The organism is Stutzerimonas stutzeri (assembly GCF_024448715.1).
GTDB classification, from domain to species: Bacteria; Pseudomonadota; Gammaproteobacteria; order Pseudomonadales; family Pseudomonadaceae; genus Stutzerimonas; species Stutzerimonas stutzeri_AR.
The window spans coordinates 194,367-205,588 of the sequence record NZ_JAMOHZ010000004.1; the positions used below are offsets into that span (position 1 = coordinate 194,367).

8 protein-coding genes are annotated in these 11,222 nt (G+C 60.1%); 3 read left to right on the top strand and 5 right to left on the bottom strand.

The genetic code is table 11. The features are described from left to right. Positions 1 to 2: 2 nt before the first annotated feature. The 5 genes from ntrC to glnA all read right to left on the bottom strand — a co-directional run bounded on the left by ntrC (position 3) and on the right by glnA (position 5,429). Complete coding sequence (ntrC, locus tag NAV33_RS10500) at positions 3 to 1,439, bottom strand: nitrogen regulation protein NR(I) (RefSeq protein ID WP_255979687.1); 1,437 nt, start codon at positions 1,437 to 1,439, stop codon at positions 3 to 5. Further along, a complete protein-coding gene (gene glnL, locus NAV33_RS10505) occupies positions 1,436 to 2,518 on the bottom strand; it encodes a nitrogen regulation protein NR(II) (protein ID WP_255979689.1) in 1,083 nt (360 codons plus the stop codon). The genes ntrC and glnL overlap by 4 nt, the downstream gene beginning before the upstream one ends. A 167-nt stretch (positions 2,519 to 2,685) precedes the next feature. After that, complete coding sequence (locus NAV33_RS10510; protein WP_255979691.1) at positions 2,686 to 3,318, bottom strand: DUF4124 domain-containing protein; 633 nt, start codon at positions 3,316 to 3,318, stop codon at positions 2,686 to 2,688. Then, positions 3,315 to 3,842 (bottom strand): DUF4124 domain-containing protein, encoded by a 528-nt coding sequence (locus tag NAV33_RS10515; RefSeq protein ID WP_255979693.1) that lies wholly within the window; start codon positions 3,840 to 3,842, stop codon positions 3,315 to 3,317. The genes NAV33_RS10510 and NAV33_RS10515 overlap by 4 nt, the downstream gene beginning before the upstream one ends. Positions 3,843 to 4,022: 180 nt before the next feature. Beyond that, positions 4,023 to 5,429 (bottom strand): glutamate--ammonia ligase, encoded by a 1,407-nt coding sequence (glnA, locus tag NAV33_RS10520; protein WP_255979695.1) that lies wholly within the window; start codon positions 5,427 to 5,429, stop codon positions 4,023 to 4,025. Positions 5,430 to 5,770: 341 nt separating this feature from the next. Between glnA and thiI the strand changes: the two genes are divergently transcribed. The 3 genes from thiI (at position 5,771) to NAV33_RS10535 (ending at position 11,148) form a co-directional block, all read left to right on the top strand. After that, on the top strand, positions 5,771 to 7,225 hold the full coding sequence (gene thiI, locus NAV33_RS10525; RefSeq protein WP_255979697.1) for a tRNA uracil 4-sulfurtransferase ThiI: 1,455 nt from the start codon (positions 5,771 to 5,773) through the stop codon (positions 7,223 to 7,225). 170 nt (positions 7,226 to 7,395) lie between these two features. Then, a complete protein-coding gene (typA, locus tag NAV33_RS10530) occupies positions 7,396 to 9,219 on the top strand; it encodes a translational GTPase TypA (protein WP_255979698.1) in 1,824 nt (607 codons plus the stop codon). A 216-nt stretch (positions 9,220 to 9,435) separates the two neighbouring features. Continuing rightward, the gene (locus tag NAV33_RS10535) at positions 9,436 to 11,148 is read left to right on the top strand and encodes a ShlB/FhaC/HecB family hemolysin secretion/activation protein (RefSeq protein ID WP_255979700.1); all 1,713 of its coding nucleotides are present in this window, start codon (positions 9,436 to 9,438) and stop codon (positions 11,146 to 11,148) included. Positions 11,149 to 11,222 lie beyond the last annotated feature (74 nt).

Sequence of the window (11,222 nt, forward strand, 5' to 3'; positions counted from 1 at the left end):
GATCAGGTTTCCTCGCCTTCATCCTCATCACTGCCGTCAACACCCATCCCAAGCTCCTTGATCTTGCGCGTCAGGGTATTGCGGCCCCAGCCGAGCAACAGCGCGGCATCGCGGCGGCGCCCAGCCGTGTGCTTGAGCGCGGTCTCGATCATGATCCGCTCGAAAGCCGGTACCGCCTCGTCGAGCAGGTTCGATTGGCCGCGCCCCAATGCCAGGTCAGCCCAGTGTCGCAGTGCCTGTTCCCAGTTGTTTGCCGGCATGGTGTCGGCGGGCTGGTTGAGCAGTTCTGGGGGCAGGTCGCTGACATGCACTTCGCGCCCCGAGGCCATGACGGTGATCCAGCGGCATGTGTTTTCCAGCTGGCGCACGTTGCCCGGCCAGGGCAGATTCTTCAGATATTCCTCGGTTTCGCTCTTGAGCAGCTTGGTTTCGACCGAAAGCTCCTGCGCAGCGCTGGCGAGGAAGTGCCCGGCCAGTGCTGGGATGTCTTCGCGACGGTCGGATAGGCGTGGAATGTGGATGCGGATGACGTTCAGGCGGTGGAACAGGTCTTCGCGAAATTTTCCGGCCTGCACCAGGGTTTCCAGGTCCTGGTGGGTGGCGGCGATGATGCGTACATCGACTTTCACGGGCGTGTGGCCGCCGACCCGGTAGAACTCGCCGTCGGCCAGCACACGCAGCAGGCGGGTTTGAGTATCGGCGGGCATGTCGCCGATCTCATCAAGGAAAAGGGTGCCGCCGTCGGCCTGCTCGAAACGACCGCGGCGCTGATTCGCGGCGCCGGTAAAGGCGCCTTTCTCATGGCCGAACAGCTCGGACTCCATCAGGTCCTTGGGAATCGCTGCCATGTTCAATGCGATGAACGGCGAAGCCGCTCGCGGGCTATGACGGTGTAGCGCGTGCGCGACCAGCTCCTTACCGGTGCCGGATTCTCCGTTGATGAGCACGGTAATGTTGGAGTGGCTGAGGCGGCCAATGGCGCGGAACACCTCCTGCATTGCCGGTGCCTCGCCGATGATCTCCGGTGTATGGTGCTGGTTGGCCGGCGCCTGCAGGTTCTGCTGTTCCTGTGCGTGCTGGTTGGCGCGTTTTACCAGAGACACCGCGTCGTCGACGTCGAACGGCTTGGGCAGATATTCGAAGGCGCCGCCTTGGTAGGAAGCCACCGCGCTATCGAGGTCCGAATGGGCGGTCATGATGATCACCGGTAGGCGCGGGTACAGCTCACGAATCTGCGCCAGCAGGTCCAGGCCGCTGGTGCCGGGCATGCGGATGTCCGAGATGATCACATCCGGCTGCTGGCGCGCCAGTTTCGCCAGCACGCCGTCGGCACTGTCGAAACTCTGGGTGGTCATGCCCTCTTGCTGCAGAGCCTTTTCCAGTACCCAGCGGATGGAGCGGTCGTCATCGACGATCCAGACGTTTTCGCTTCGGCTCATGCTGATGGGGCTCCTTGTTCCAGCGGCAGGAAGATGGAGAACGCGGTGTGGCCGGGGTGGCTCTCGCACTCGATCAGGCCCTGATGCTGGCTGATGATGTTCTGGGTTATGGCCAGGCCGAGGCCGGTGCCGTCCGGGCGGCCGCTGACCATCGGGTAGAAAAGCGTGTTCTGCAGTTCGCTGGGAATGCCCGGGCCGTTGTCAATGATTTCGATCCGGGTGACCAGGCGATGGCGGATATGGCCAATCGTGAACTGGCGCAGGGTGCGGGTACGCAGGGTCAGGCGGCTAAGGCCCAGTTCGCTCTGCCCGGCGAGCGCCTGCATGGCGTTGCGCATGATATTGAGCACCGCCTGAATCATCTGTTCACGGTCCATCAGGATTTCAGGAATGCTCGGATCATAGTCGCGCACCAAAATGAGGCTGCCCTGACATTCGGCCTCGATCAGGCTGGCAACATGCTCCAGCACCTCATGGATATTAGTCATCGACAGGGACGGCAGCTTGTTCGATCCGAGCATCCGGTCGACCAGATTTCGCAAGCGGTCGGCCTCCTCGATGATTACCTCGGTGTAGTCCCTGAGGTGCTCCTCGGGCAACTCGCGTGACAGCAGCTGCGCAGCGCCTCGAATGCCGCCAAGCGGATTCTTGATCTCATGAGCGAGACCGCGCACCAGCATCTTGGTGGTTTCATGCGTGGACAGCTGCGCCTCTTCCTTGGTGATACGCAGCAGTCTGTCCCGCGGTAACACCTCCAGCAGCAGCATGGTTTCTTGGCGAGTCAGAACGGGTGTAACCGCATAGTCGACCGTCAGTGTCTGGCCGCTGGCAGAAGTCAGCGTTGCCTCGCGCTTGGTGAAGGGGTGGGCCTGTTCGACGGCCTGGCGCAGGGCAGCCAGCGCTTCAGGCGATTCGGTGAAAAGCTCGCTAATGAATTGGCCGTGGCTGCGCTGGCCGCTCACGGCAAGCAGCATTTCAGCAGCTGGATTCATGTACTCCAGGCGCAAGCGCGAATTGAGCAGCAGGGTCGCGGTGGTTAGGTTCTCGATCAGCAGGCGCTGTAGGGCTTCGTTGATCATGGCTGTCTGCATCCGGTATGTGAGACAGGAAATGCAAGAAGCAAACCAAGGCGCTCCTTTTCGGCGCGGCACTCTAGGCGCTAGCGCTCCAGAGCAGGGCGTAGCGAGAAATGAGTGAAGCGGATCAGGCTGGTCCGGCTTGTGCACCATTCAGGTGCGTAGGATGGTCACAGAAAGGGCACGAAGGGAATATCTTTCTTTTCCTTGGGTTTGTCTTTCACGGGGCATTCGGGGCGGACCCCGTAATCGCCCGTCTTGCACGGGTTGGCCATCCGTCGTTGGGCAAGCGAAGTGCGCATCATGTGAAACACGTGCGGCGCGCTTCGCTGCAGGCTTGCGCCCAGGCTGTCGATCACTTCGACGGCCAACTGATGGCTGCCTCGATCAACATTGCCGATTACCAGCACCGGACCTTCGCTTGGCGTCCCCACAGGCGCGCCATTGAGCAGCAAGCGATACTGGTGGCCGGGTTGCAGGGCGGGATTGCTGGTGACACTAACCGCCAATTCGCCCGGATTGCTGCGGATCGTGGCGTCGGGTGCCGGCTGCACGATATCGAGCAGCGCATAACCTGGAGTGATCGCTTTCAGGACCTTTACGGGCGTCTTCGTTGGCGGTACCGGCTGTGCGGCCATGCTGTTGGTCGGTTTGGTCTCAACTGGCTCGGCCGCTCGGCCACCGGGGCGGTCGGTGAAGACCCGATTGCCCTCGGCGCCGACGTAGCTATAAATCGCGGCACTTGCGGGCAGTGCGAGCGTCAGCAACAGCCCAAGCAGGCCGAGCCGCGTGACGCACGTCATCGGCGGGCCGGGCTGGAGATGTGGACGCGCTGAACGGTGAATTGCTCCTCGGCGCGCTGCATGACTCGTCCGCCGCTGAACACTTCGACTTCAAGCAGATGCGTACCACGGTCGACGTTGGTCAGCTGTTGTGACGTCGTGCTGCCTGGTTCTGCCTGCGGAACGCCGTCGAGCAGAAAGCGGATCTGATGGCCTCGCTTAAGCGGAGGGTCGAGCTGGGCATTGACAACAAAGGTGCCGTTGTTCGCGCGCAACGCCTGTTCGTCCGGAATGCCGCCAATGGACAGGCTGCGGTAAGGCTGCTGTTTACGCTCGTCGCTTTGCTCGTCGGCCAGGGGCGGCGGGGCTTCAGGCATTTTGATGTCAACAGTATTGGCAGGCGGCAGGTCGACGGTATCTGCCGCGACCCCTTCCGGCGGTTGATTGGTAAAGACCGTGTTGCCCTTATCGTCGGTGTACTTGTAAATCTGCGCCATGGCGGGCGCCATGAAAACGAGTAGCAGGCTGAACAATGCAATGCGCATAAGAAGCTCCGCGGATGGGATGCCGGAAGCCTTGCACCGCTCGGGCGGCTAGGCAAGTACGGCCGTTGCGATTTGGGATCGGCGCCACTCCGGCTTGGCGAGGGGTCGATTTCCTATCTAGTGACATCGCAGGAACGAAAAAGCCTCCCGAAGGAGGCCTTTTCTGTCACGCGGACCGGCTTAGACGCTGTAGTACAGGTCGTATTCCAGCGGGTGAACGAAGGTACGGACCTTGATTTCTTCCTCGCTCTTCAGCTCGAGGTAGGCATCGATGAAGTCGTCGCTGAACACGCCGCCCTTGGTCAGGAACCCGCGGCCCTTGTCCAGTTCTTCCAAGGCTTCCTTCAGGCTGCCGCAAACCTGCGGGATCAGCTTGCCTTCTTCCGGCGGCAGATCGTAGAGGTTCTTGTCAGCGGCGTCGCCAGGGTGAATCTTGTTCTGGATGCCGTCCAGGCCAGCCATCAGCAGTGCGGCGAAGCACAGGTAGGGGTTGGCGGCCGGGTCCGGAAAGCGCGCTTCGATACGGCGAGCCTTCGGGCTGGATACGTACGGGATACGGATCGAGGCGGAGCGGTTGCGAGCCGAGTAGGCCAGCATCACCGGTGCTTCGAAGCCCGGGACCAGACGCTTGTAGGAGTTGGTCGATGGGTTGGTGAATCCGTTCAGCGCCTTGCCGTGCTTGATGATGCCGCCGATGAAGTACAGCGCGGTTTCGGACAGGCCGGCATAGCCTTCGCCGGAGAAGGTGTTCTTGCCGTCTTTGGAGATCGACATGTGGACGTGCATGCCCGAACCGTTGTCGCCATACAGTGGCTTCGGCATGAAGGTTGCGGTCTTACCGTAGGCATCGGCGACGTTGTGTACGCAGTACTTCAGGGTCTGAACTTCGTCAGCCTTGTTCACCAGAGTGTTGAACTTGACACCGATTTCGTTCTGGCCGGCAGTCGCCACTTCGTGGTGGTGCACTTCGACGACCAAGCCCATTTCTTCCATGGCGTTGCACATGGCGGTACGGATTTCGTGGTCGTGGTCGCACGGGGGAACCGGGAAGTAACCACCCTTGACGGCCGGGCGATGGCCCTTGTTGCCGCCTTCGATGTCAGCGTCGGTGTTCCAGGAACCCTGCTCGGAGAAAATCTTGAACATGGAACCGGAGATATCGGACTTGAACTTCACTTCGTCGAAGATGAAGAACTCAGGCTCAGGGCCAACGAATACGGTGTCACCGATACCGGTGGACTTGAGGAATTCCTCGGCGCGCTTGGCGATGGAGCGAGGGTCGCGATCGTAGCCCTGCATGGTGCTTGGCTCGACGATATCGCAAACCAGAATCAGGGTCGGCTCTTCGGTGAACGGATCCAGTACGGCGGTTTCGTCGACTGGCATCAGAATCATGTCCGAGGCTTCGATACCTTTCCAGCCATGGATGGACGAACCGTCGAACATCTTGCCGTGCTCGAAGAAATCCTCGTCCTGGGCATCACGTGCCGGAACGGTCACGTGGTGCTGCTTGCCCTTGGTGTCGGTGAAGCGCAGATCAATCCACTTCACATCGTAATCTTTGATCAGTTGAAGCGACTTCGACATGGTGCTCTCCAAGTGGTGGAAGCGGAGACAGGTTGCTTCCGAAATCAGGGGATGAAGTCCAGCGGCGGATATTCCGCGTTGGCGACCTGCCTCACAAGGGAGCAAATTGCATGCCAGTGCTCTGTATTGGGTCCGGGCGCGCATATCGGGGTTCTATACGGGTTCCCGTAGTTACGCGGTTCACAATGGCTCACTCAAATGAATCAAATTGGTGCATTAATTTGTGATTAAGGCCTGAATTGGTGCGCGATGGTCTCTCCAGATAAAAGCGCCTAAATCTTGATCAATTTCCGCTATACTCCGCCCCCCTCTTTTTACGCCATGTTGCCGCGCGCGTTTTCATGAAGCTGATCGTCAAGGTTTTCCCGGAAATCACCATCAAGAGCCCGCCGGTGCGCAAGGGCTTCATTCGTCAGTTGGCGAAGAACATCCGCACCGTGCTGCGCGACCTCGATTCCGATCTGCGGGTGGAGGGGGTGTGGGACAACGTTGAAGTGGAAACCGCGCTCAGCGAGCCGAAGCTGCTGCACGAGATGATCGAGCGCCTGCGCTGCACACCGGGAATCGCCCATTGCCTGGAAGTACACGAGTACCCGCTGGGCGATCTCGACGATATCGTCGAGAAATGCAAAGCGCACTTCGCCGACCGGCTGCCCGGCAAGATTTTCGCCGTTCGCTGCAAACGCGCCGGCAAGCACCCGTTCAGTTCGATGGATGTCGAGCGTCATGTCGGCAGCCAACTGCGTCAGCGGTGCGGCGCCGCCGGAATCTCGTTGAAAGCGCCGGAAATCGAAGTGCGGATGGAAATCCGCGACCAGCGTTTGTTCGTCGTTCACGCCCAGCATGACGGCATCGGCGGCTACCCGCTGGGTGCGCTGGAGCAGACCCTGGTGCTGATGTCCGGTGGTTTCGACTCCACCGTGGCGGCCTACCAGATGATGCGTCGCGGGTTGATGACCCATTTCTGCTTCTTCAATCTCGGCGGACGCGCCCACGAGCTGGGCGTAATGGAAGTCGCCCACTATCTATGGAAGAAGTACGGCAGCTCGCACCGGGTGCTGTTCATCAGCGTTCCGTTCGAGGAAGTGGTCGGCGAGATTCTCGAGAAGGTCGACAACAGCCAGATGGGCGTTGTCCTTAAACGCATGATGCTTCGCGCCTCGACGCAGATCGCCGAGCGCCTTCACATTGACGCACTGGTCACCGGCGAGGCGATTTCTCAGGTCTCTAGTCAGACGCTGCCCAACCTTTCGGTGATCGATTCTGCCACTGACATGCTGGTGCTGCGTCCGCTGATCGCCGCGCACAAGCAGGACATCATCGACACGGCGTTCGAAATCGGCACCGCCGAGTTCGCCAAGAACATGCCCGAGTATTGCGGCGTGATCTCCAAGAACCCGACCACCAAGGCCAAGCGCTACCGTATCGAACATGAAGAAAAGCAGTTCGACATGGCGGTTCTCGAGCGCGCCTTGGAGGATGCACGTCAGGTCCCTATTGACCGCGTGATCGACGAGCTGGGTCAGGATCTGCAGATTGAAGAGGTGGTCGAGGCGACTGCCGGCCAGGTGGTCATCGACATTCGTCATCCTGACGCCGCTGAGGACGAACCTCTGCAATTGCAGGGCATCGAAGTGCAAACACTGCCGTTCTATGCGCTGAACAACCGATTCAAGGAACTGGATGTGAACCGCCAGTACCTGCTGTATTGCGATAAAGGTGTCATGAGTCGCCTGCATGCTCATCATTTGTTGAGTGAGGGGCATGCCAATGTGCGCGTTTATCGTCCGGGTTAAACAACCTGGGCTGCTGGGCGGCAGTATCCGTCACCGCCCTCCCGACCCGCTGCGCGGCTGTATTGCCGCGACACGTCGTTAGCGACCTTCTCCTATCTTCATCCGATTTTTCGCGTTGAGCCGCTCGATGCATCTGCTGAGTAGCCCGACCCAACTACGAGACCACTACTGTGATCGAGAATCTACGTAACATCGCCATCATCGCTCACGTTGACCATGGCAAAACCACTCTGGTCGACAAGCTTCTGCGTCAGTCCGGCACCCTGGAGCGCGGCGAGCTCAACGACGAGCGCGTGATGGACTCCAACGACCAGGAAAAAGAACGCGGCATCACCATCCTGGCCAAGAACACCGCCATCCGCTGGAACGACTACCGCATCAACATCGTCGATACCCCCGGCCACGCCGATTTCGGCGGTGAAGTGGAGCGCGTGATGTCGATGGTCGACTCCGTGCTGCTGCTGGTCGACGCCCAGGACGGCCCGATGCCGCAAACCCGCTTCGTGACCAAGAAGGCCTTTGAAGCCGGCCTGCGTCCGATCGTGGTGATCAACAAGGTCGACCGTCCAGGCGCGCGTCCTGACTGGGTTCTGGATCAGATCTTCGACCTGTTCGACAACCTCGGCGCCACCGAAGAGCAGCTGGACTTCCAGGTCGTCTACGCCTCGGCCCTGAACGGCATCGCCGGTCTGGATCACACCGACATGGCCGAAGACATGACCCCGCTGTACCAGGCCATCGTCGACCACGTACCAGCCCCGCAGGTCGATATCGACGGCCCGTTCCAGATGCAGATCTCCGCTCTGGACTACAACAGCTTCCTCGGCATCATCGGTGTCGGCCGCATCGCCCGTGGTCGCGTCAAACCGAACACGCCGGTCACTGCCATCGACATGCACGGCAAGAAGCGTAACGGCCGTATCCTCAAGCTGATGGGCCACCACGGTTTGCACCGCGTCGACGTCGACGAAGCCACCGCAGGCGACATCGTCTGCATCAGCGGTTTCGACGAGCTGTTCATCTCCGACACCCTGTGCGACCAGAACAACGTCGAAGCGATGAAGCCGCTGACCGTCGACGAACCGACCGTTTCCATGACCTTCCAGGTCAACGATTCGCCGTTCTGCGGCAAGGAAGGCAAGTTCGTCACCAGCCGTAACATCAAGGAGCGCCTGGACAAGGAGCTGCTGTACAACGTGGCCCTGCGCGTTGAAGAAGGCGACTCGGCAGACAAGTTCAAAGTCTCCGGTCGTGGCGAGCTGCACCTGTCGGTACTGATCGAAACCATGCGTCGTGAAGGTTTCGAAATGGCCGTTGGCCGTCCGGAAGTGATCATTCGCGAAGTCAACGGCGCCAAGCACGAGCCGTTCGAGAACGTCACTATCGACATCCCTGAGGAAAGCCAAGGTAAGGTCATGGAAGAGATGGGCCTGCGTAAGGGCGACCTGAGCAACATGGTGCCGGATGGCAAGGGCCGTGTTCGCCTCGAGTACAACATCCCGGCCCGCGGCCTGATCGGTTTCCGTAACCAGTTCCTCACTCTGACCAACGGCGCCGGCATCCTGACTTCGATCTTCGACCGTTACGACGTGATGAAGTCGGGCCACATGTCCGGCCGTCAGAACGGCGTACTGGTGTCGATCGATACCGGCAAGGCGCTGACCTACTCCCTGGAAACCCTGCAGGCGCGCGGCAAGCTGTTCGTCGAGCACGGCCAGGAAATCTACAACGGTCAGATCGTTGGTCTGAACAGCCGTGACAACGACCTCGGCGTAAACCCCACTAAGGGCAAGAAGCTCGACAACATGCGCGCTTCGGGCAAGGACGAAACCATCGCCTTGGTCCCGCCGGTCCGCTTCACCCTCGAGCAGGCTCTAGAGTTCATCCAGGACGACGAGCTGTGTGAAGTCACGCCGAAGTCGATCCGTCTTCGCAAGAAGATCCTCGACGAAGGCGAGCGTAGCCGCGCTGCGAAGAAAGCCAACAAGGCTTGATTCTCGCTTAGCTGCAACGAAAAGGCGCCTTAGGGCGCCTTTTTGCTGCCTTCAATATGATCTTGCGCGCCGACTTCCTTTAGTTCCGTACGATTAGACCAATATTTCGAAAATGCGAAGTCGTTCGCGCTTCCGCTGCCTATCTGAGATCAATGGTAGTTGTCCAGTGATGGCACAACGCCCATCATCGCCATCCCTCGATTTACCGAACCAAGGATGGTTGCGATGCGCCCGCTGTTGTTCGCCACGTTCCTCTGCGTTGTTTCATCTGCCAGCTCAGTTTCGGCCCAGGTTCCCCCACCCAATACGCCGTTGCCTGGTGAGCGCGACCTCATCCGAGACCGCCAGGAACGCCTCCTCGAGGAGCAGCGTCGACGCCTGGAAGAACTCCAGCAACTGCCTGGCCGCGATGCGACCGAAGTTGAGCCGATACCGGAAGATCAGCGCTGCTTCGACATCCACACCATCATCCTCAAAGGCGCTTCGCTCATTTCTGCGCAGGAGCAAGCGGTGCTGGTCCAGCCTTTTCAAGACAAATGCCTGGGCGCCAACCAGCTCAATGCATTATTGAAGGCGATTACCCAGTTCTATATCGACCGTGGCTACGTCACCTCGCGCGCCTATCTGCCTCAGCAGGACATGGCGGATGGCGAGTTGGAGGTCTTGGTCGTCGAAGGCCGTCTTGAAGGGCTTGATCAGTCCGCCGTAGCCAGCGATCGCGAGTTAGCGATGGCTTTTCCGGGCCAGACGGGCAAGGTGGTTGATCTGCGAGAGCTGGAGCAGCTGGTCGACCAGTTGAATCGCCTGCCGTCACGTCCAGCCCAGCTGGAGCTGTTGCCGGGTGAGCAGGTCGGTGGGAGCCGGGTAAGCTTGAAAGGCAACCCGCTCAAACCGTGGCGGGTGAACCTCAACCGGCATAACAACGGCGAGTCCAGCACCGGCGAGCAGCAATGGGGCGCAGGGCTCGATTGGGACAGCCCGCTTGGCCTGGCGGACCAACTCAGGCTGTACGGCGGCGGGGACGCGGTAAGCGATAAGTATCGCCATTCCGCTAATCAGGGTTTGTTCTACAGCTTGCCGTACGGCTGGTGGACCTTTAGCTACAGCTACAACCAGAGCTATTACAGAACCCAGGGGGAGACGTCAGGCTTTCTCTTCGAGATGGATGGCGAGAGCAAGAGCCATCAATTGAGCGCCGAGCGCGTCCTGCACCGTAATGCAGTCAGCAAGACTGCCATCAGCTTCGGCGTCTCTCATCTGCTAACTCGCAACTACATCGAAAACAGCCTGCTCGATGTCTCCAGCCATCGGCTGTCCGAGACGCAACTTGGCCTGAACCACGGGCGCCGCATTGGCACCGCCTTCGTCAACGCAGACCTTGGTTGGCAACATGGAACCGGCAGCTTCGACGCCCAGCGGCGGGGCGATCCGCAATATGGGGAGCCGGACGCCCGCTATCACAAATACAGCCTGACACTGAGCGCGCTGCAGCCGTTTCAGTTGTGGGGCGAGTCCTTCAGTTTCGATTCGCTGCTCAACGCTCAGAAAAGCGAAGACGTGCTCTACAGCCCGCAGCGCATCAGCATTGGCGGGCTGGCCTCCGTCCGCGGTTTCAAGGAGCAATCGCTGTCCGGCGATACCGGCGGTTACTGGCGCAACCAGCTGCGCTGGCGCCGGCCGATCAGTTGGGAGCCGCTGCGCCCTTTCCTGCAGGAATATGGTCTGGCCTACGCCTATGACGTTGGCGTCATCCACGGCGGCCGCTACAACCCCGATCTTCACGGCCGGCTATCCGGTCACGGCCTGGAACTGAGCGCACGCGGCGCGCACGTGGCGACCTCTATCACCTTGGCCCGCTCGCTGGAGCGCCCGGGTGCCATCACCGAGCGCGAGCACCCAGTGTACTTCCGCGTCGACTTGTTCTTCTGAAAAGCCATGGCCTGCCGTACGCAGCGGGCTGGAATGAGCGGAGCTCGTTCCCTATCCCTTATTTGAGTCAAGCA

What these genes read in the sequence shown, in the direction of transcription:
- ntrC (WP_255979687.1), bottom strand. Translation starts at nt 1,439, where the DNA reads ATGAGCCGAAGCGAAAACGTCTGGATCGTCGATGACGACCGCTCCATC.
- glnL (WP_255979689.1), bottom strand. Translation starts at nt 2,518, where the DNA reads ATGATCAACGAAGCCCTACAGCGCCTGCTGATCGAGAACCTAACCACC.
- NAV33_RS10510 (WP_255979691.1), bottom strand. Translation starts at nt 3,318, where the DNA reads ATGACGTGCGTCACGCGGCTCGGCCTGCTTGGGCTGTTGCTGACGCTC.
- NAV33_RS10515 (WP_255979693.1), bottom strand. Translation starts at nt 3,842, where the DNA reads ATGCGCATTGCATTGTTCAGCCTGCTACTCGTTTTCATGGCGCCCGCC.
- glnA (WP_255979695.1), bottom strand. Translation starts at nt 5,429, where the DNA reads ATGTCGAAGTCGCTTCAACTGATCAAAGATTACGATGTGAAGTGGATT.
- thiI (WP_255979697.1), top strand. Translation starts at nt 5,771, where the DNA reads ATGAAGCTGATCGTCAAGGTTTTCCCGGAAATCACCATCAAGAGCCCG.
- NAV33_RS10535 (WP_255979700.1), top strand. Translation starts at nt 9,436, where the DNA reads ATGGTTGCGATGCGCCCGCTGTTGTTCGCCACGTTCCTCTGCGTTGTT.